Consider the following 21,771-nt stretch of genomic DNA (forward strand, 5'->3'; position numbering starts at 1 on the left):
GCGTACATACTTACAATCGAAAGACGCCCTCATCAGGCGACGCCATGCCTGAGGCAAAAATCGGTTGTACCGGCCACAACTTCCATCCCTCACGCCTTATTATCTGTCCCTCGGAATTGATTTCCACTAATATCGGACGTGACGCAGCAGAAATACTGCATTTTGTCTGTGAAGCGCGACGGTTTTGTGTGCCAACTGCAACGAAGCTGCAGGCGCTGGCTCGGCGGTACTTCGCCTGAATGATGCAGGCCGAGATCGATTGCTCCTGCATGGCAATCGTGCGCGATCCCACGCCTGCCTTACCTAGAATCGTCAATCCGCTCGTAGAAAATTGCCTGCGCCTTCGGGATATGTCGTGGTAAACGGATTTCCCCCGGACTTTCCTGCCGTTCATGATTTTCTGCATCAGACCGGCATTTTTTGGCGCATTTACTCAAGGTTGAGCCGAAATATGCAGTACGATCGAACAGACGCCCATATCCTTGAGATAGTGCAAAAAAACAACCGTTTAACTTCCGAGGTGATCGGCGAGCTGGCCGGTCTTTCTGCTACCGCGTGTCAGCGGCGACTGAAGAGGCTCCGTTCGGAAGGAATCATCGAGGCCGACGTCTCCATCCTTGCGCCGAAAGCGGTCGGAAATCCTATTCAAATGCTCGTCCTGGTCACTCTAGAGCGGGAGCGTTCGGACATCATCGACAGGTTCAAGAAGGCCATCAAATCGTCGGCTGAAGTCGTCAATGGATTTTACGTCACCGGCGATGCGGACTTTGTCCTTTATATTACCGCGCGTACGATGGAACATTACGAACAATTCACCCGTCGATTCTTCTATGAGAGTCCGGACATAAGAGCTGTCAAAACAATGGTCATAATGGACCGCGTAAAGTCCGGCTTTGCTATTCCAATTGAGATGCCGCCCGAGGAGTAATGCTTGGGGCTTAGTTCCGGCCCTTGGCGTTTGGGTCATCAGGCTCTTGTCAGCGCGGGAATAAGGCGCACTGCCGCACCTAGTCTAGTGCTGCACCTGAGTTGAGACTCCCGTAATCCGAAGAAGACCAGGCCGACCAATGTATCGTGCCTCATTCGGATTCGCGGGCCTCAGCCTGCCGACACGTGTAGTTCTAAGCACAAGAGGTCGCCGTTGAAGCGGCTGAGATAAGTGGGGCTGATGAAGAGCGAACTCGCCTGGGGGCGGACACGAGCTTAAGGCTGCTCTTATCGGAGAGCAGCAATTTCAAGCAGGACGGCGACCAGGGTATCTCGTAAGCGACCATGGCGAACTCTGCCGCCGGCGGCAGATCGGTATGCATCCGTGAGGCTCCAAAATTCTGGCCATCTCCTGAACCGCTTGCAACCTTCATGGTTTTGCGGCGCCGTACAAGCTGTTGATCTCCGGACGAGCGACTTGGTCGCAAAGCAGTGGTTTGCGATCTAGTTAGAGCCTTCGGCCGCGCGACACTGACTGAAGAGTGCCAAGAGGGCAAGGTCGTGCGCTCTTATCTCTCTCAGCACCAGAATAGCTGCTGTCTATTCTTCGCCGCGGCACCGCGTTCCGAATGGGCCTAAGGGCAGATCAGCCGGTGAAGACGACAGTCTTCTTGCCATTCAGCATAACGCGGTCCTCAAGGTGGTGACGCACGGCGCGAGCGAGTACACGTCGTTCGATGTCGCGGCCTTTGCGGACGAGATCGTTTGGCCTATCGCGGTGAGAGATTTGCTCAACATCCTGCTCAATGATCGGTCCCTCGTCGAGATCGGAGGTCACATAATGCCCGGTCGCGCCGATCAGCTTTACCCCTCGCTCGTGGGCTTGGTGATAAGGCTTGGCGCCCTTAAAGCCTGGCAAAAACGAGTGATGAATGTTGATGCAGCGTCCCGCCAACTTCGCCGAGAACGCATCTGACAGAATTTGCATGTAGCGCGCGAGAACTACGAGCTCCGTATTGGTCTCCTGAACGAGCTCCCAAATTTTCGCTTCCTGCTCCATCTTCGTCTGCTTAGTGACCGGCAAATGGTGGAACGGCAGCTCGGCCAGGTCGGTGGAGGCCAAATGCTCGCGGCCGTGGTTCGAAACAATCGCCGTCACCTCCATCGGCAGTTCACCGATACGCCATCGATAAAGCAAATCGGCCAGACAATGGTCGAGCTTTGAAACCAGAAGCATCACGCGTTTTTTTACGGAACTTTGCCGCAACGCGAACGTCATGGCGAAACGCTTGGCGAGATCCTCGATCGAGGCGGCAATATCTGTTTCTGATTTGGCTTCCTCGAGACGGTCGAACACAACGCGCATAAAAAAGTGTCCGGAACAAGCATCCTCGAACTGCTGAGCATCGAGAATGTTGCAGCCAGACTCAAACAGAAGGCTCGAGACCGCGGATACGATGCCTGGACGATCTGGGCAGGACAAAGTGAGGATCATGGAACGGTCGAACATAGCAGCCATCGTCCTGCGGGGGCCTTTCGTAAACCGCGCTGTGGAAAGCAGAAGGTGAGCCTCATCGGTTAGAGCGTGCTCTGAGGAGCTCTGGGGCGATGAGGTCGTCGAGCTTCCGACATTCGCCCTTCACTCGCGTGCGATTCGAATCGTAGAAGGCGCGAAGGGACGCGATCGCCGCATGCCGTTCACCGGCGATTTCGATTTCAAAATTTGCTTGCGAGAGCCATTCGGCATTCACTCCGCTCTCAGAGTGAAGATATCCCATGCCGACGCCGCATCCCAGGGTATGGCCGAAGCCGGCGGAGCGCAGGTATCCCACGATCGAACCATTGCGCCAAACAGGCTCTGTTCCGAACATCAGCGACACCGCGCTGGGCGCGGCCAGCTGCACGAGGCGTCGGCGTGGAGTCCGCCCGCGCTGTGTTTCGAGAATCGCTCGCCCAATGAACTCTTCCTTCTTGTTCCAGCCGATTGTGAATCCCAATCCAGCTTCAAGCGGGGAGTCCTCGTCACTTACGTCTGCGCCCCAGTCGCGGTAGCCAGCTTCAAGACGCAAGGTGTTGAGCGCGACGTAGCCTGCGTGGCGCAGATCAAGATCGCGTCCTGCGGCAATCAGCGCATCGTAGATACCGAGCGCCTGGTCGGTCGGAATGTGCAGCTCCCATCCGAGTTCTCCGACGAAGGTCATGCGAAAAGCGAGGGCCAATCCATAGCCGATCTCGATCTCTCGGGTCGTCGCGAACGGAAAGGCAGCTTCCGAAAAATCCGACGGGCTCACGCGCGTGAGGAGCTCGCGCGAATGTGGGCCCATGACTGAGAGGCAGGTATAGCCCGACGACACGTCCGTGACGAACACGTGGCCGGCGCCTTTGGCATGCTTTCGTAGCCAGGCGAGATCCCGGATGCGCTGCACAGCCGCTGTGATGACGAGGAATTCCTCATCTCCCGTTCGAGCGATTGTGACATCGGACTCCATGCCACCGCGCTCATTGAGCCACGGAGTGTACACGATGCGGCCCACTGCCACGTCAACGTCGTTAGTCGAGAGACGCTGCAGAAAAGGAAGCGCATCACGGCCCTGCACTAGCAGATGCGCGAAGGAGGTTTGATCGAAAAGTGTGACTCCGGACCGAGTCGCGTCGTGTTCGGCACCACTCGACTTGAACCAGTCGTCGCGAGCAAATGTGGCATGGGCGTACGTCGACCCTTCGGGAATACCGAACCATTGCGCCCGCTCCCAGCCGGCAGCCTCGCCGAACCTCGCGCCTGCTGCCGCTAGGCGATCGTGCAACGGTGAGACGCGGACGTTGCGAGCCGTCTCAGGTGACTTATGAGGCCAATGTAGAGCGTAAAGGAGTCCGACCGCTTCGGCGGTTCGGTCGCGCAAATATCGCCGATTGCGCTGAAATGGCATGGCTCGTCGGACATCCATTTCCCAATAGTCACTACAGGGCATGCCGGTGGACATCCACTCGGCCATTACTTTGCCGGCGCCGCCGGAAGACTCGATACCGCATGAATTGAATCCTGAGGCCACGTAGAGCCCAGCGATATCGGGTGCAGGGCCCAACAAGAACCGATTGTCAGGTGTGAAGCTTTCCGGGCCATTGAAACTGAGTTGCAGCCCGACATTTTCCAGGGCTGGCATGCGCCGCATGGCGTTGGCCAGGTGAGGCTCGATATGTTCGAAGTCGTCGGGCAGCGCATCGAAACTGAACTCACGCGGGATCCCCGCCATGCCCCAGGGCTTGCCCTTCGGCTCAAAGAAGCCGACGAGCAATTTACCGGCATCTTCTTTTGCGTAGAAGCACGCATCAAGGTCTCGCACTGTGGGAGTATCGGGCGACAAGCCTCCCATCGCCTCTGTCACGACGTAAAAGTGCTCCGCCGCGTGCAGCGGCACTGTCCAATTGGCGTCGGCAGCTAAGGTGCGGCTCCACATCCCGGCACAGATGACAACCTTTTCGGTGCGAACGATCCCTTCTGCCGTTTCAACACCAACGATCCGGTCTTTTTCGACCACAATGCGCGTGACTGGCGTGTGTTCCAGTATCTTCGCGCCACCCTGCCGCGCGCCAGTCGCGAACGCGCGCGCCGTGTCCACCGGATTGGTCTTACCATCGGACGCGATCCATGCAGCCCCGAGTACGTCGGCTACATCGAGCAACGGTACTCGGCGCTTGGCTTCAGCGGCGTCGACGATCTCGACATCGAGGCCAAAGGAGCGGCCCATCGAGGCACCTCGCCTCAACTCCTCAAGCCGAGCGGGTGTCGCTGCAACGGTGATCGACCCACATTGCCGAAAGCCAGTATACTGACCAGTCAGCTCTTCGAGCTCACGGAACAACCCGGCGGAGTACTGGGCCAGCTTCGCCATGTTCTCGTTGGCTCGAAGCTGGGTGACGAGCCCCGCGGCATGCCAAGTCGTTCCGCAGGTCAGTTGATCGCGCTCGAGCAGCAGGACATCGCGATGCCCAAGCCGCGTGAGGTGATAGGCAATGGACAGACCAATAATGCCACCGCCGACGATGACAAACTCTGCTTGGGTGGGCCGCTTGCTTTGCATTCCGGGACTCAAAAAATGGTTTCAAGCAGATCTGCGCGATGCCGAGGATGAATAGGCGGACAGCACCTTAAGGGTGGCAGCGTGGCGGGTCGGCGGTTCGGTTGTCGATGCTACCGTGGAGCTCATGAGCCATGGGGCCGTCGTAGAACACCTTGTCACAACCCGTGCGCCTAGTGTTGATGCGGTTTACACACAAGTCGTGCCAAATCGAGCCCAAATGCTGCGCGGAACTATGCAAAGTCTGATCTCCCTCCGCGCGCATTGATGGCGGACTTATCAGCTGGAAGCGTCGTCTCGTGAAAATAGTATCGGGCCACGGATCTGAATTTCGCGAATGTAGGCCTCTGCGGAGAAGAGATTCTGCGCCTGACGCGCAAAAGCGGAGGTTTTCATCCTTAGCCTGCGGTTAACGCGCAAGCCGCAAGCCGCTCGTCGGCGAGCAATGCGGAAAATTGTTATGTCCATAGGATCAAGACAATGAAAAAACGCAGGCAGCAAGCCCGATATCATAGGCGGCAGATGCCGAGCCGAATGCAATCTCGCCCATTTTGCTCGATGCCCTCGAAGGGGGCTCGTTGATCGAGTGGCTGTATACGGCCTAAATTGCCCGCTGCAGATCGATCTGCCCGAGCATGGTCCCCGTGGACGATGGTGAAATTTGGCGTGCCTCTGGATTGAGCACCAACTCTCGCCGGGAAACTGCCGCATTAACGGTGTTCGCGAGCAGGTAAGCGACAGTCATAGGCCCGACACCGCCAGGCACCGGGGTTATGTAGCTCGCACGCCTGCTCGCTTCGGCAAAAGCAACATCTCCGACAAGCTTGACAGTGCCAGTCGTGTCGATCGCCCGATTTATGCCGACATCAACGACAATCGCTCCTGGCTTAAGCCAATCGCCCCGAACCAGTCCTGCGCAACCGGCGGCAGCGATGACAATGTCCGCCTTCCTACAGAGGTCGGGTAGATTTCGGGTCTGCAGCTGCGCCCCTGTCACGGTACATCCGGCATCGCCCAGCAGTACTGCCAAAGGTTTTCCAACGATATTCGAGCGACCAATGACGACAACATCAAGTCCATCCAAGTCGCTTACGACCGTCTTAATCAGATGGACAACCCCAAGCGGAGTGCAAGGAGCGAGAGCTGGTCGACCCGCGGCCAATCGTCCAACGTTGTAGGGATGGAAGCCATCTACGTCCTTGGCAGGATCGATGGCCTCCTGCACCCAACAACGATCGATGTGCCCGGGCAGGGGAAGCTGAACGAGGATGCCATCAATGGAATCGTCAGCGTTGAGCTGGCCAATCAAGTCCAGCAACACGGCTGCATCGACATTGCTCGGCAGCAGGAATTGTTGCGACTTGATGCCTACGGTTTGGGCCTGCTGGGCTTTTGTCCTCACGTAAACCGAACTGGCCGGGTCCTTGCCAACCAGCACCACAGCCAAGCCCGGTGTGACATTGTATTCGGCTTGGAGCAGCGCTACCTCTCGCGCAATGCGCGCGCGAAGGAGCTCGGCGATGGCCTTTCCGTCGATTCGGATAGCATTCATGGTTATGTCTAAGGATGTGATACGCTGGAGCCTGAAGCTCCAACCACACCAATGGAGCGCGAGCTGTAGCCGTCCGATCGGTCCCCGCGCGAAACATCAGCAGGGGAAGGGCGTCTATACCCTACTTGTTTGGCGGCGGCTGCACCAAACTCGTCTCCGCACTCAAGCGATTGCTGTCTCTTTTGCAAGCTCGTCCATGACTTGCTTGGTTGCTTGATAGGCCAGATCAACAATCTCGTCTATCTCAGACTCGGTTACAACAAGAGGCGGAGCAAATCCCAGAATGTCTCCATGCGGCATTGCTCGTACAATGAGCCCACGATCACGGGCAGCCTTCGAAATGCGAGCCCCCACTTTGAGCGAAGAGTCAAAGCGTCGCTTTGTCTGGCGATCCGCAACGAACTCTACGGCGCCGAGTAAGCCGACACCGCGAACCTCGCCAACGATCTCCATCTGAGAAAAACGCTCCTTGAGTAGACGATGGAAGTGCGATCCGACGATCCTGGCGCGGTCGGTCAACCGGTCTTTCTTGAAAATGTCGAGAACTGCGTTAGCAGCGGCGGCAGCTATCGGATGGCCGGAATAGGTATATCCGTGTGAAAACGCACCGACACGATCCGCAGCCTCCTCCATAACCGCGTAGATTTTTTCAGCGACGATAGCTCCCGAGAGCGGAACGTAGCCGGATGTCAGACCCTTGGCGACTGTCACCAAGTCCGGTTCAATCCCGTAAAGCATACTACCGAAGTCTGCCCCGGTTCTGCCAAAGCCACAGATCACTTCGTCGGCGATCATAAGGACGTCATAGCGCCTGAGTACCGCTTGAATTTCACGCCAATAGCCGGTCGGAGGCGGTGTAATCCCGCCGGTACCCAGCACCGGCTCGGCAATGAAAGCACCGACCGTTTCCGGCCCCTCTCGCACGATCAATTGTTCAAGCTCGGCGGCACGCCTGCGAGAAAAGGATTCCTCCGTCTCGCCGGGCTCGGCATCCCAATAGTGGTGCGGCGTCCCGGTATGCAAAATGCCCGGAAAGGGAAGATCCATGTGGTCATGGTAAAACGACATGCCGGTCATTGAGCCCGAAATGACTGAACAGCCATGGTATCCCCGCTCGCGAGAGATAATCTTCTTCTTCTTCGGCTGCCCGCGTAGATTGTTGTAATACCAGACGAGCTTCGCCTGCGTTTCGTTGGCATCCGATCCGGACAGCCCGAAGAACACCTTGCTCGGCTTGCCTGGTGCCATTTCTATGAGACGAGCCGAGAGGATCGCCAGCTCTTCGCTCGTGTGGGCCGCATACGTATGGTAGTATGCGAGCTTATAAGCCTGCCGCGCGATCGCCTCCGCCACCTCGGTGCGGCCGTAGCCAATATTCACACAATAGAGTCCGGCAAAGCCATCGATGTAACTACGTCCCTGGGCGTCTTGAATGCGAATCCCTTGGCCGCCTGTAACGATCGTAGGATCACCGAGCTTTCCTTTTGCAAAGTCCTTGAGCTGTGTGAAAGGATGCAGAACACTGGAGCGATCGAGCTCAGCGATTGTCCTGATATCAATCATGTCGTTTCTCCCTAAGCCGCCAAATCGCCGAAACAAACGTATTTCAGCTCCGTGTATTCCGCCAAGCCGTACCGCGATCCTTCCCGACCGAGCCCAGATTGCTTCCAACCGCCGAAGGGAATAGGTGGGCCTGTGAATGAAGCCGTATTGACGCCGATCATGCCGCACTCGAGTTGCTCAGAAAGTCGGAGCCCTCGACGTAGGCTGTCCGTGTAGACATATCCCGCTAGCCCCATTTCGTTAGCGTTGGCGCGGGAGATAACCTCTTCTTCGGAATCGAACGGAAGTACAGCAGCAACCGGCCCAAATGTTTCCTCTTGCGCAATGAGCATCTCTTCCGTGACGTCGGTTAGCAAGGTCGGAGGTACAAAGTTGGGCCCCGGCGCCGCGCCTTGATGAGTGAAGAGAACCTGCGCCCCCTTCTTGACGGCATCATCGATTTGGATCCTGCACTTGTTTGCGACCGCCAACTTCGTCATTGGGCCTATCTCCGTTGCAGGGTCTAGACCATGGCCGACCTTGAGCTGGGCGATTGCGGCGGCAAACGCCTCGACAAAAGCAGTGTAGATGCCTCTTTGGACGTAGATGCGATTGGCGGCCAAGCAATCCTGGCCCGAGGTCGCAAATTTCGCGGCCACCGCGCCCCTGACAACCTTCTCAAGGTCGACATCATCAAAAATGAGGAAGGGGGCGTTCCCCCCCAGTTCCAGTGACACCTTTTTGACTGTGTCGGCCGCTCCCTCAAGCAGTAGACGCCCCACCTCCGTAGAACCTGTAAACGAGAGAGCCCGGATTCTTTTGTCACGCAACAATGGCGTCGAGAGTTCGATTGGATTGCCCGTAAGCACTTGAAGAACGCCAGCCGGAACCCCAGCCTGCTCGGCCAACCGAACCACGGCGAGAGCGGAGAGCGGCGTCTCGGGAGCAGGCTTCACGATCATCGGACATCCGGCCGCAAGAGCAGCTCCAGCCTTTCGCGTGATCATAGCGACAGGAAAATTCCACGGAGTAATGGCCGCGGCTACACCTATCGGCTGCATTCGGACTTGAAGCAGGCTTTCAGGCTTATGGCTGGGGATAGTCTCTCCGTAGGCGCGTTCACCCTCTGCAGCGAACCACTCGAGAAATGCTGCACCGTACGCAATTTCATGGCGCGCTTCGGCGAGTGGCTTGCCCTGCTCGCTCGTCACCAAGACAGCCAGCTCTTCCGAATGCTGGAGCATCAACGACGACCAAGACCTCAGGATCGCTCCGCGCCTTGCGGGCAAGAGCTCTCGCCACGCGGGAAACGATCCTTCAGCTGCCGCGATCGCCTGGTTCATATCCGCGGCAGAGCAATGAGCAACATCCGCGATCTCTTCCCCCGTCGCCGGATCGACCACAACATCTCGTTGCTCGCCTGAAATCCATCGGCCACCGACCAGCGCTGCCCCCGTCACGAAATCGCGGCGGTGCAGACGTTGCAGGTGCTTGCTAGCAAGACCGGCCAAATGCGAACTTTGGTGCCGAACGGTTTGATGGGCCATTGGAGTGTCCAAGCGCGTCATTTGTTGAAATTGCCTTGGCAATCAGGATACTGATGTCGCGAACTGATTTGCATCGCATTTTCCTGTCGTCGGGAGGATTTCCTGCATGGCACAGGCATTTTGCGGCGAAGCACACCTGAAGGCTGGAGAGAGAGAGAGATCATGAGCTACGATCGAATAGATGCCCGGATCTTGGAGATCGTGCAAAAGAACAATCGCTTAACTTCCGAGGTTATCGGCGAACTGGCCGGGCTTTCTGCGACGGCATGTCAACGACGGCTGAAGAGGCTCCGCTCGGAAGGCATCATCGAGGCCGATGTCTCAATTGTTTCGCCGAAGGCTGTCGGAAGACCCATTCAAATGCTTGTGCTGGTGAGCCTGGAACGCGAGCGCTCAGATATAATCGACAGGTTCAAAAAGGCGATCAAATCGTCAGTCGAGGTCGTCAATGGATTTTACGTGACCGGCGACTCCGATTTTGTCCTCTACGTTACCGCGCACAGCATGGAAGACTATGAACAGTTCACGCGGCGCTTCTTTTATGAGAACGCGGACATCAAGGGCGTCAAGACAATGGTCATAATGGACCGCGTGAAGTCGGGTTTTGCGGTTCCGATTGAGGCCCCAGCCGAGGAGTGAGTGCGGCTGTGCGGCGCTGAGCGAGCGAATCCAGCGCTCGCGCAGTTTTTCATCACTCATTCGCATATTACGCGGAGAACCTGCGTTCTTTCCCTCTAATCTATCCGGCTGCTGGCACTTGAGTTGAGCAAGGTGTCTGTCGGATCCATTTTCGAAAGAACATCAGTTCCACGAATATCGAGTCTCGTTCGGTTTCGCGATTCATGTGCTCCCACAAGACCATCAAAAGTGCACGAACTCGGGTCGTCCAAGACATTCATCTGACGGAAGCGACCTAGCCTCACCAGGCCGAAATATCAATGCCGTGTCCATATGCTACGCGAGCGGCTTCAATTGTGAAGTTAACATCAAGCAGGTTAGGAGCCGCGGCGACGAGTGGCTACCGCTCAGCCTTCCAGGCGGAAAAACGGTAGCTCGCGCACGAGATGTGCATTGCCGCTCGCCAGGGATCTCTCGAGAAAACTGCCGGTGTCGCAAAGATTTGAGACCCATACTGTGCATAGAAAGCGGGGTTGAGACTGCGCCTAAGCCCGCGAACTCTCACCGACCATGGCTGATCTGGTTCAAAATCGATCGATCGGAAATCAAACTGGAGCCGAGATGACGGATCCATCCAAGCCTCAGACGGCCGGCGCCGATCGAATCACCGCTCCGTTACGATTACCAACCTTCCGCCGCATCTGGTTTGCGAGCTTGCTCTCCAACGTTGGTATTCTGATTCAGGGGATAGGCGCAGCCTGGGCGATGACACAGATGACATCATCGGCCGACAAGGTCGCGCTGGTGCAGACCGCACTGATGCTGCCGGTCATGTTGATTTCGATGCCGGCCGGTGCGGTGGCGGACATGCATGATCGGCGGATAGTGGTGCTCGTGTCGCTGGGCATCACGCTCGCCGGCGCGACAGCGCTGACGACGCTCGCCTGGCTGGACTTGGTCACTCCGAATGTCTTGCTTGCACTCTGCTTTGCCGTCGGTAGTGGCTGGGCGCTGATGGGACCAGCTTGGCAAGCTTCGGTGAGCGAGCAGGTGCCTTCGGAAGCATTGCCAGCTGCAGTCGCGCTTAACGGCATTAGCTACAATATCGCACGGAGCATCGGCCCCGCAATCGGCGGCATAGTCGTTGCGAGCGTCGGCGTAGTGGCTGCGTTCGTGCTTAACGCGCTGTGCTATTTACCGCTGATAGTTGCGTTGTTTCTGTGGAAGCGCATCACTGAACCGTCGCGTCTTCCACCTGAAAAACTCAACCGCGCAATCGTTTCCGGGGTGCGCTACATCATCAACTCGCCATCAATTAAGATTGTGCTGACCCGCTCAATAGTCACTGGTATGATTGGCGGCGCGATCCTTGCCTTGATGCCACTAGTCACCCGCGATCTGCTGCACGGAGGAGCAGAAACGTACGGTATGATGGCCAGCGCCTTTGGCCTCGGCGCGGTGATTGGCGCGCTAAACATCACCGAGGTCCGCAAGCGAATGAGCGGCGAGGCAGCGATCCGTGCCTGCGCTGTATCGATGGGCGGCGCGCTTGTCGCAGTGGCCCTTAGCCACGAGCCGGTTCTCACGGCCATCGCGTTGGTCTTGTCGGGCGCCGTGTGGATGCTGACCTGGGTGCTGTTTAATATTGCTGTGCAGCTGTCGGCGCCACGCTGGGTGGCTGGACGATCGCTTGCGGCCTATCAGGCGGCTAGTTCCGGCGGGATTGCCGTCGGTAGCTGGGCTTGGGGCCATGTGACAGATGCCGCTGGGGTCGACGTTGCGCTCTTGGTATCGGCAGGCTTGCTGCTTGCCTCCCCTCTCCTCGGGCTTTGGCTGCCCATGCCGCGCATCAGCGCGCGGGGAGAAGAGCCTGAGATGCTCGAAGATCCAAAGGTTCGGCTGGCACTGACTGCACGCAGCGGACCGCTTGTGGTGGAGGTTGAATATCGCGTGGCGCAGGAGAATGCGCGTCCCTTCCATAATGCGATGCAGGAGGTCCAACGATTTCGACAGCGCAACGGAGCTTATGGCTGGTCCATTGCCCGCGACATTGCGGATCCCGAACTGTGGACAGAGCGCTATCACTGCCCGACATGGCTCGATTATTTACGCCAGCGCAACCGTGCGACCCAGTCTGAGCGCGCACTGGACCGGAAGGCCGCCGCTTTCCATATGGGTCCCGATCCCGTGCGTGTCAGACGTACGCTGGAGCGCCCTTTCGGGTCGGTGCGCTGGAAGGACGAATCCCCGGGCCGAGCAGCGAACGAGGTCTTGCCCACCGATTGCGAGGAAGGTGACACGAAGCAGCAGCCGTCAAGAAAGGAGCCAAAACGTCTCTGAGGGCAATGTAGTTTGCGCATGCATTCGCGGCGCCCCGGCCAGCACATGAAGCTCAAACCAGCGCTTGATGTTCGCCAGAACCGACAGGATCTTTCGCAGGAACTAAGGCGGGATGGGGTTAAGTTGAATCGATTTGGGATTCCCAAATCAGCGTGTTTCTGGTTCACCACCATGCTGGCTGGATTGGAGGCCAGCATGGATGGGCAAGCCTTATTCGCTGGATCTCCGTAAGCGTGTCGCGTCCGCGATCGAAGGCGGGATGTCGCGCAATCGGGCCGCCAAGCAGTTTGGGTGGCGATCAGTACTGCCATCGGCTGGATGCAGCGGGTCAAGGAGGCCGGCATCGTTGAGCCCGGTCAGATGGGCGGTCACAAGCTGAAGGCGGTTTCGGGAGACCACGCAGTCTAGCTGTCGCAGCGGATCAGGGGATGCGATTTCACCATACGAAGTCTCGCTGCCGGTTACGGCCTGAAGGTCGACTAACACTCGGTGTGGGACTTCGTGCAAGCCGAGAAGCTCAGCTTCAAAAAAAGCGCGCCGACTGGCGAACGCGATCGTCCCGAGGTATCTCGCCGGCCCAGTGAGCAAAGTATCAAGGTCGCGTCGAAGCCGAGCGGTTGGTCTTCATCGACGAGAGTGTGCTGCAGACAGCGGAAGGAGTTCAACATGAACTAAGACCGATGGTGAAGCTGCGGGAAAGATGGGGGCGGGCCCCGGAGATCAGCTTTCAGGGGCGGGTCTCAAACCAATCCGAACTGCTGCGGTAAAGAGCTGTGTGGTGAGCGTCGGATCAGAAGTTCGAAATATACCGAGCAGGTGAGTGTCCGAAAGACGAACGAAAGTGCCCCCCCGAAAACGCGTCGTTATGAATTCAAGTGTCGTCAAAACCAGGACCGTCTCGTCATCCTGGGACAAGTCCGGCAGATGCCTGAGGACTGGGCGGGCGGCGACCGGCGTAGAGGGGGTGAGTCGGACACAGGCTTTCGCGTGGAACTGCAGGAACCAGGCTCTTGATGCCAAGAGAGAAGCGCAAGCGGTGCCAGCCGCGAGGCGAGAGTACCGATGCAAGAGACTGGGGCGGACCGATCCGTAGGAGCGTTGAGGGCCCTGTAATGGGGACGGAGCAAAGGGATCGGGTAGTCGTACTCTTGGACCAACTGGAAACAGGATGACTTCGAACAGTGCGATAAACAAGCCGTTCTCGATTGAGAAGCGGCGAGTGTACGAAGCGTACAAGGCGGTCAAATCCAATCGCGGAGCGGCTGGAGTGGACGGACAGACCTTCGAGATGTTCGAGAAAGACCTTGCAGGGAATCTCTACAAGATCTGGAATCGGATGTCGTCGGGGGCGTACTTTCCACCTCCGGTGCTCGCCGTCTCCATTCCAAAGAAGACGGGCGGCGAAAGGACTTTAGGTGTGCCCACTATCAGCGATCGGATCGCGCAGATGGTGGTCAAACAGATGATTGAGCCGGAACTGGAATCCATTTTCCTGCCGGACTCTTACGATTACAGGCCAGGAAAATCGGCTCTGGACGCCGTGGGCGTCACGCGTCAGCGGTGCTGGAAATATGATTGGGTCCTGGAGTTCGACATCAAAGGACTGTTGGATGTTGCGTCATACTACACCTTCAGTTTTTTTGAGAGAGTCGAAGAGGTCCGGAGCAACTGCAGGTACTTGAATTCGTATGCCTTTTGCCCGTCCGCGATAGACGTGAACGGCCTTAAGCTCGCCGCGCTTTACACGTTGCAAGATGGTTTGCCGCGAGACGCCGAGTAGATTCATGGCCCTGAACATCTTCACGTAACCTTCGGGCGCGCTCTCCACAAAGCGCGACCGCAACTTGTCATTGATACGGATGCGCCACGGCGCGCCAGGTGTGATCTGCTCTCCGGCAATGAAGCCATCGTTGAGGCAGCGATGCAAAGTAGAGGGTGCGATCCCAAGAGCGCGGGCTGCTTTCTCGATCGTCATGCACTCGCCGTCCTGCACTTGCTGTTTCGGCTCGAAGCACGGGATGTCCCAGTGCGTCCGCAGGCTCGACACACGATTTGCCGTAAACGACAGTCCTGTGGCCGTTGTACGGCCTTGGCGATTGAGGATGCCGGCGATCTTGGTGTCGGGATAATGTGCAGCCAGTCGCCGCAGCAGATCGATCGTATCGTCGGCGGTGCGGATCGGCGATGGATGCGAGTGCGGCAATGGGACATTAACTTCACTGAAGAGACCGCCGCGCCAACGCAGCGTCAGGTGAGCGTTGTATTTATCGCGCTCGACTCTCAAGGTGACATCGTCGAGCAGCGTGCGGAGCAACTCCTTGCGATCCCGATCGCTCGTCGTGGGAGCGAACCAGATACGCTTGAGGTCTTTACCGAGTGCAAGGATCGCGTCGCGTTCTTCGTGCGTAAGCGAGCGCGGTCGGGCATGTTCGCGGTCCGAGAGTTCGGATTCGGCAGTCTTCAGTTCCAGCAGAGCGCTTTCCCATTCTGCTTCGAGTCCACGCGCGACGAGTCTATTCTCCGGGTCCACGGCGCGATAGCGTCGCTCGGCGCGCTGCGCGTTGTAGCGCGCACGCTCGACGTCGCGACGGAACTGCGCGAGAGTCGTCTCGTGATCGGCGTCGAATTGCTCGATCGCCTGGAGCGAGGCTTCCAGGCCTGCGGGCGCGAGAGCCGCAAGGAACGCTTCGGCGACAGCCGCATCAATCTGCACACCGCCGATGTTGAGGCAGTACTCGCCCCGGCCGTTGACGATGTTCTTGCCGGCGCAGTGATATCCGGGCGCCGAGAACCGGCCGCTGTAGTGTACGGCCAGGCGCCGACCGCAGTGTCCGCATACGGCGAGGCCTTGCAGGAGTGCTGCGCCTTCTCTCACGGCACCCCCGCTCTGGTGCGGTCGAGGACGGATGTTCTGCGCCAGGCGCTTCTGGTTCGCCTCGAAGGTATTCCAATCGACGTATCCGGCATGATGGTCACGAATGAACACCGGCCACTGCTCGCGGTCGCGTTGTCTGATGCGCTTTCGGATTCGACCGCCCGCATCGAGATAGCATGTCTGCTGGGTGCGGCCATACACATAAACGCCGGCATAGAACGGGTTGGTGAGGACCTGGTGGATCTTTGTGTAAGTGGGGGCGACCCAGCGGAGATCGACAAGGCTGTTGGAGTGCAGCGGAAAGCGCAGGCCTTGCGAGCGGAACCACAACCACACGCGTCGTGCCGAGCCGAATTCGGCAAAGCGGTCGAAGACAGCATGGATCGCGGCTTGCACCGACTCGTCAGGATGCAACAGCACCTCCCCGTCGGCGTCGCCCCGTACCAGACCCACCGGCAGCCCGCGGTGCAGTTCTCCGCGTGCGGCCTTGTTGCGGATGCCACCGAGCAGCCGCGCACGCAGCACATGCAGCTCTGCCTCTGACATCGTACCTTTGAGCCCGAGCACCAGGCGGTCATTGAACAAGCCCGGATGATAAATCCCATCTCCATCACCGATGAGCGTGTGGGTCAGGCCACATAGATCGAGCAGACGGTACCAATCAGCATTATTGCGCGCTAGTCGCGAGACTTCCAAGCCGAGCACGATGCCCACCTGGCCGAGGCCGACCTCCGCGGTCATACGCGCGAAGCCGGTGCGCTCGGAAAGGCCGGAACCGGAAATACCGAGGTCCTCATCGATGACCGTCACCTGATCGCGTCGCCAACCAAGCCGCGCGGCGCGTTCGGCTAACTCGTACTGACGGGCAGTGGACTCGCGATTATGCTCGACCTGCGTCGTACTGGACTGACGCACGTAGACGATTGCGCATCGGCGTAGGTGCTCAGCGGTGATCTTGCTCAGTTCGTTCATCGTTGTGATCTCCGGCAGTGGCGATTGCTCGGGCGATTAGTCGGGCGAGTCGCAGCACGAGATGTGCGCGCTGCTCTTTATCGAGGGCCTCCCATACGGGTACGGTCCCGCGCTGAGGTGGTGGGTCGAGAAAGCTTAGCTGCTGCATGGCTGTCCTCCGATTCCGGTGGCAGGACAGTATGCGCGGCATCCAATTGCCGCAGCAAAGCGTCGACGATCGTCCGGGCGTGCAGCAGCTCGGTGTGGGAAGCCAGGAATGCCGCTCGAGCGCATTGCGGGCTTGCACGCGGTAAATGTTGTGCGATAGGCAGATCTGTCCACGCGGCCGGTACAAGGGCACGGGTACCATCGGGCAGTACAAGCGTCAGATGAAGTTCGCCGCGTCGATGACACCAGCCAAGCACATTAAGCGCAGATCCCTCAAAGGGATGGCGCGACCGAACGATGGTTACCTGATCGGGATAGTCGTCGAGATGATGAGCACGGTGGTGGGTAGTCTGTCGAGTAGTCTTTTGACAATCTCCCGCATGATCTCCTGCCGAAGGCGGTCCGGAGACACGTGAAATGCAAATGGGCGCTGCCCTACATCGAAAGATGGCTGACGGCATCAATGGAAAAGGACGGGAAGCTCGGTGAGCGGATCCGCGGAACCCCGCAAGTCAGTCCAATACTGGCCAATCTGTTCCTGCATTATACGTTTGATCTCTGGATGGCGCGGACACATCCCGACCTTCCTTGGTGTCGGTATGCCGACGACGGACTGGTGCACTGCCGGACCGAGCAAGAAGCAGAAGCCATCAAGGCGGAGCTTCAAGCGAGGCTGGAAGTGTGCGGACTTCAGATGCATCCGACGAAGACGCAGATCGTTTACTGCAAGGACAACAGGCGTCGGCGAAGGTATCCGAGGATCAAGTTTGACTTCCTCGGATATCAGCTCGGGCCGCGACAGGTGGCAACGTCACAGCGGAAGGAGTTCTTCTGTGGGTACACCCCGGCGGTCAGTCCGACAGCTTTGAAGGCCATGCGAGCGACGATCCGAAGCTTGCACATTCCTCGGCAAACGTCGGGGACGCTAGCTGAGGTCGCCCAACAGATCAATCCGCTCCTCCGGAGGTGGATAGGTTATTACGGCCGGTTCAGTCGTTCGGCGCTGTTCTCTCTGGTCGACTACGTCAATCAGAAGCTGAGGGCGTGGATCATGCGAAAGTACAAGCGCTTCCGGCTCCACAAAACCGGTGCTTCGCTGTTCTTGCAAAGCTGGCTCGGAATAATGCGGAGCTGTTCGTACACTGGCAGTTGTTCGGAACGACCACGTTCACCTGATGGGAGCGGTGTGAACCGAGAGGCTCACGCACCGTTCTGCGAGAGGCCGGGGGTGAAAATCCCCCGGCCTACTCACCCCTGGACCAGGACCGATATGGCTCCTTTGGCGCGGACACAGACTTCCTGCCAAGGTTCCCCACGGCCGCTGGAAGACCATGACCTTCCTGGCAGCCCTACGCCATGACCGGATCGATGCGCCATGGTTTATCGAGGGGCCAACCGATGGTGTGAGCTTCCGCACCTATATCGAGGAGGTTCTTCTGCCCGTCCTTCGACCCGGCGATGTCGCCTCCACTTACCGAGCAAATAATCCGGGCTTCCAGCAATCAACCTGTCTTGATGGGATCTTCGGCTCCCAAAGGGTGGGCCACTCCAGAAGGAGTGGCCCGCCAAGTCAGGGAGGAAACGTCCCACGCGGGACCTCGGTGATCAGGCCGCGGCCTGCTCGATCGGTGAGAATGGCAGGCCGAGACTGTCGGCCACCGCCTTATAAGTGAGCCGGCCTCGGTAGACATTCAAGCCTGCGCGCAGATGTGGATTTTCGAGCACCGCCGCAAATCCCTTATTGGCGAGAGCCAAGCCAAACGGCAGTGTCGCGTTGTTCAACGCTTGGCTTGACGTCAGCGGAACAGCTCCCGGCATATTGGCCACACAGTAATGAATGACGCCGTCAACCTCATAGGTTGGATCAGCGTGCGTGGTTGCACGCGATGTTTCGAAGCATCCACCCTGATCGATAGCGACGTCGACGATCACCGTGCCCTTGCGCATCGAGCTCAACATGTCACGGCTGACGAGTTTCGGCGCGCTCGCGCCGGGCACAAGCACAGCGCCAATGACAACGTCGCTCGCAAAGACCTCCTCCTCGACGGAGTCGATCGTCGAAAACCTAGTTCGGACGCGCCCCTCGAATAGCTCATCCAGTTCGCGTAGCCGGGGAATCGAGCGGTCGAGGATTGTGACCTCGGCACCCAGGCCTACCGCCATCCGGGCCGCGTGCGTACCAACAACGCCGCCTCCGATCACCACAATCCGGGCCGGCTGGACACCAGGCACTCCACCGATCAGGAGGCCTCGCCCGCCTGCATAACGCTTCAAGGCCGCGCCTGCTGCCTCGATCGCAAGCCTTCCGGCGACCTCGCTCATCGGGGCAAGCAGCGGAAGCCCGCCATGCGCATCAGTTACGGTTTCGTAGGCGATGGCCGCGCAACCCGAACTTATGAGGCCTATAGCCTGCTCCGGGTCAGGAGCAAGATGGAGGTAGGTGAAAAGTATCTGGTTGTCTCGCAGCTGAACCCACTCGGAAGGCTGGGGTTCCTTGACCTTTACGATCATCTCGCTTGAGGCATATACTTCGCGCCCCGAGCCAACAATGGTTGCGCCAGCGTTGTGGTAAACGCCATCTGTCGCGCCGATGCCAGCGCCGGCGTTGGTTTCAACCAATACGCTGTGGCCGGACGCGACATATTCCCGGACGGCACCAGGGGTTAGGCCCACGCGATATTCGTGCGCCTTGATTTCCTTGGGAACACCCACTTTCATTGCAGTCTCCTAGCTGGCGGATCCTCTTAGTGCGAAACGCGTTGCGAACGTACGCGCAAGCGCCAAAAGCGTGCACAAATCCAGCGATTTCAGTGGCATCAGCGCAGGATTCCGAATGGTTTCCCAGAGACGATCGATGCGATAAGTCTCGCCGAGCTCATGTCGTGGTCAGGCCGAACTCTGCTTCCTGCTTTCGCCGCATTCACCCGCAAAGTCTCGCAAGGTGTCCAACATACGGCGATTTGTTCACCGAACATGTATCGCGCCTTTAAACAGTTTGCAGATCGGCTAATCGAAAGCGCAGATCGAGACACTGCTCAGCAGAGCACCGCAGATATCGCCACCGCGCAGAATTTGTCTTGCTAAGCGTCTAGCTGCGCTCGAGCGCTCAATCATCAAGCACGCCCAGAACCTGCGACTAGTCGCAACGGTTTTCCATGCACACGCAACACGCTTTTGGACGTCCGACCGCCTTACGGCGGGGTGACATTGTCTCCTCGGAGCTCGAGTGTCTTGAACTGCCGGGGAGATCGGGATCATTCTTGGCATCTCCGAGTGAACGGTGGCTTTCACCCGGATAATGGCAGAGCGAAGCTCGGCGTTCGCTCGCTTTATCAAGCCGTCGTTCTGCTAGTTGGCTCAAAATCCCGGAAGATAAGCGACGGCTCTGCATGACCCCTGCGCGACTGAACAGGATGTGACTACCGTGATTTCTCTGCTTTATTGCCGAAACAAAGCAGGGAGGCAGGAATGATGCAGCTCATCACGCAGCGTACTACGGCGATCATTGATGATCTCGCCGAAACGCACCGACTGCGCTATCCCGTTTCAAACAGCGATTGAATTGGAACGTCCAGGTCAGTGGGGACATCGAGTCGCGTTCGGCTTCTATCCTCGGTCCAACCATGCTCAGTGACACCTTTCGGACAATTCTAAACGGAGATCCTCCGCCAAACAACGATCATATCTGGGAAAGTAGCCGATTTGCGCTGGACCTTCCTCCAGACACACCGAAAGCAAGCGCCGGACTTGCTAGCGCGACCTACGAGCTCTTTGCAGCGATGATAGAGTTCGGTCTCTCGCTTCAACTGACTGAAATCATCACCGTCACAGATGCCCGTAGGGAGCTGATTTTTCGGCGTGCCGGATGGCCGCTCCGCCCAATTTAAGAATCCCGACCGCTCGGAGATAGGATCGGTCTAGCCGGTTATCTGTGAAGCCCTAGAGCGCATCCGCAAGGCCTGGCAAGGACAATTCTGGAAGAGTTCGAGGCCCTCATAGCGTCCGCGATGACAGTTCGAAACCGTGAGGCCGGTCGACTATCTATCGGCTTCTGTACCTCACTGTCGATAGGCAAGCTCCAGGCTTCCTTTCTCGAGTTCAAGCAGCGATTGCCACACACTAAACTTGCAACAGCCGAACGATCGCGTACAGGTTGGCAACCGCACTTCGCAGCGGAGTGCTCGATGTCTTGATCGTGACGGGGAACCTGCCGTCACTGGATAAAAATACCATTAGCCAGTACATCCCGGAAAGGAGTTTGAAAATCTCTTGGTTTCCAAGCTCGTCTCGCCGCTGGATCGGGCCGCGATCGAACGCCACGGTGACGGCCGCGGGACTATCGAGTGCATTGGGATGGGAGCAGCCATCAGCCTGGTGCTGGAATCCGACATGGGGCACCCATCATGCGAGTCTTGTCTACCGGGAGCTGCGCGACGGCACAGGCCCAAGCCGGTTTGACTTTTCGGCGTACTGGCGACCGGAGAACGAAAACCCCGCCTTGTAGCCGCTCCAACGTTTTCCTGAGATGTGCGGTGTTATGATTACGTTCAGCATGTTGCAGAGCGGGCTCTCGCGCGCCAGTGGGCTCCCGCTCGAACACGTCCAGCATCGCGCCGGCAATTGTGCCAATCTGTAGAGCCTTTATCAAATTCGGTTTTCACGACGATGTTGCCTTGGGCAATGTTCATCAAGAACGCGCCGGGCTACCTTCGGGCGATTTCGGCTGCCCCGATAAGACCAACAGTGTTCGGCGTCGCTGGCAAAGCCAAGACGACGAAATCACAAAGCGGCAACAGCTCGCATAGCGCATCGGCGGCAAAAAGCCGGTCGACACCTTCGATACGGACTGAAATGTCTCGCTTCGTGCCGATGACGGTCGTGTCTGCGGGCGCGCTTTTACTTGCCGAGTTCGGCCGTGAGCTCAGGAACCGCCTGGTAGAGGTCGGCGACCAGGCCGTAGTCGGCGACCTGGAAGATCGGCGCGTCCTCGTCCTTGTTGATCGCGACGATCACCTTGGAGTCCTTCATGCCGGCCAGATGCTGGATCGCGCCGGAGATGCCGACGGCGACATAGAGTTCGGGGGCCACGACCTTGCCGGTCTGGCCGACCTGCCAGTCGTTCGGCGCATAGCCGGCGTCGACCGCCGCGCGCGAGGCACCGACACCAGCACCGAG

At 58.2% G+C, this 21,771-nt stretch carries 13 protein-coding genes and 3 pseudogenes; 7 read left to right on the plus strand and 9 right to left on the minus strand.

The window, feature by feature from the left end:
- Window positions 1–451 precede the first annotated feature (451 nt).
- Entirely contained in the window at window positions 452–928 is a 477-nt protein-coding gene (locus tag SO139_RS27740) for an Lrp/AsnC family transcriptional regulator (RefSeq protein WP_498541007.1), read from the plus strand.
- Between the two features lie 645 nt (window positions 929–1,573).
- Here SO139_RS27740 and purU read toward each other — a convergent pair.
- The 5 genes from purU to SO139_RS27765 form a co-directional block, all read right to left on the minus strand.
- On the minus strand, window positions 1,574–2,437 hold the full coding sequence (gene purU, locus SO139_RS27745) for a formyltetrahydrofolate deformylase (RefSeq protein WP_498540993.1): 864 nt from the start codon (window positions 2,435–2,437) through the stop codon (window positions 1,574–1,576).
- 61 nt (window positions 2,438–2,498) lie between these two features.
- On the minus strand, window positions 2,499–5,006 hold the full coding sequence (locus SO139_RS27750; protein WP_498540994.1) for a GcvT family protein: 2,508 nt from the start codon (window positions 5,004–5,006) through the stop codon (window positions 2,499–2,501).
- A gap of 598 nt (window positions 5,007–5,604) precedes the next feature.
- Entirely contained in the window at window positions 5,605–6,555 is a 951-nt protein-coding gene (gene folD, locus SO139_RS27755; protein WP_498540995.1) for a bifunctional methylenetetrahydrofolate dehydrogenase/methenyltetrahydrofolate cyclohydrolase FolD, read from the minus strand.
- A gap of 162 nt (window positions 6,556–6,717) precedes the next feature.
- On the minus strand, window positions 6,718–8,118 hold the full coding sequence (locus tag SO139_RS27760) for an aminotransferase (RefSeq protein WP_498540996.1): 1,401 nt from the start codon (window positions 8,116–8,118) through the stop codon (window positions 6,718–6,720).
- An 11-nt stretch (window positions 8,119–8,129) separates the two neighbouring features.
- The gene (locus tag SO139_RS27765; protein WP_498541008.1) at window positions 8,130–9,608 is read right to left on the minus strand and encodes an NAD-dependent succinate-semialdehyde dehydrogenase; all 1,479 of its coding nucleotides are present in this window, start codon (window positions 9,606–9,608) and stop codon (window positions 8,130–8,132) included.
- Window positions 9,609–9,806: 198 nt separating this feature from the next.
- Here SO139_RS27765 and SO139_RS27770 point away from each other — a divergent pair, with 198 nt between their 5' ends.
- From SO139_RS27770 to SO139_RS27780, 3 genes and pseudogenes are all read left to right on the plus strand, one after another.
- Entirely contained in the window at window positions 9,807–10,283 is a 477-nt protein-coding gene (locus SO139_RS27770; RefSeq protein ID WP_498540997.1) for an Lrp/AsnC family transcriptional regulator, read from the plus strand.
- A 600-nt stretch (window positions 10,284–10,883) separates the two neighbouring features.
- Window positions 10,884–12,602, plus strand: coding sequence for an MFS transporter (locus tag SO139_RS27775; protein WP_498541009.1), 1,719 nt, complete (start codon window positions 10,884–10,886; stop codon window positions 12,600–12,602).
- A gap of 1,168 nt (window positions 12,603–13,770) precedes the next feature.
- Window positions 13,771–14,214, plus strand: a pseudogene (locus tag SO139_RS27780) (reverse transcriptase domain-containing protein); the annotation flags it as partial.
- A 6-nt stretch (window positions 14,215–14,220) separates the two neighbouring features.
- Here the strand turns inward: SO139_RS27780 and SO139_RS27785 are convergent.
- Entirely contained in the window at window positions 14,221–16,449 is a 2,229-nt protein-coding gene (locus SO139_RS27785; RefSeq protein ID WP_498540998.1) for a recombinase family protein, read from the minus strand.
- Window positions 16,450–17,008: 559 nt separating this feature from the next.
- Between SO139_RS27785 and SO139_RS27790 the strand changes: the two are divergent.
- Window positions 17,009–17,617 (plus strand): annotated as a pseudogene (locus tag SO139_RS27790) (reverse transcriptase domain-containing protein); the annotation flags it as partial.
- Window positions 17,618–17,851: 234 nt separating this feature from the next.
- A pseudogene (locus SO139_RS27795) lies at window positions 17,852–18,059 on the plus strand (IS630 family transposase); the annotation flags it as partial.
- Between the two features lie 142 nt (window positions 18,060–18,201).
- Here the strand turns inward: SO139_RS27795 and ald are convergent.
- Window positions 18,202–19,314 (minus strand): alanine dehydrogenase, encoded by a 1,113-nt coding sequence (gene ald / locus SO139_RS27800; protein ID WP_498540999.1) that lies wholly within the window; start codon window positions 19,312–19,314, stop codon window positions 18,202–18,204.
- 905 nt (window positions 19,315–20,219) lie between these two features.
- Here ald and SO139_RS27805 point away from each other — a divergent pair.
- Window positions 20,220–20,483 (plus strand): acyl-homoserine-lactone synthase, encoded by a 264-nt coding sequence (locus SO139_RS27805; RefSeq protein WP_498541000.1) that lies wholly within the window; start codon window positions 20,220–20,222, stop codon window positions 20,481–20,483.
- A gap of 479 nt (window positions 20,484–20,962) precedes the next feature.
- Here SO139_RS27805 and SO139_RS27810 read toward each other — a convergent pair whose 3' ends face one another.
- Window positions 20,963–21,205 (minus strand): hypothetical protein, encoded by a 243-nt coding sequence (locus SO139_RS27810; protein WP_498541001.1) that lies wholly within the window; start codon window positions 21,203–21,205, stop codon window positions 20,963–20,965.
- Window positions 21,206–21,492: 287 nt separating this feature from the next.
- A partial coding sequence (locus SO139_RS27815) for an electron transfer flavoprotein subunit alpha/FixB family protein (protein WP_498541002.1) occupies window positions 21,493–21,771 on the minus strand: 279 nt, incomplete at its 5' end.

It is taken from the genome of Bradyrhizobium sp. UFLA05-89 (assembly GCF_059803475.1).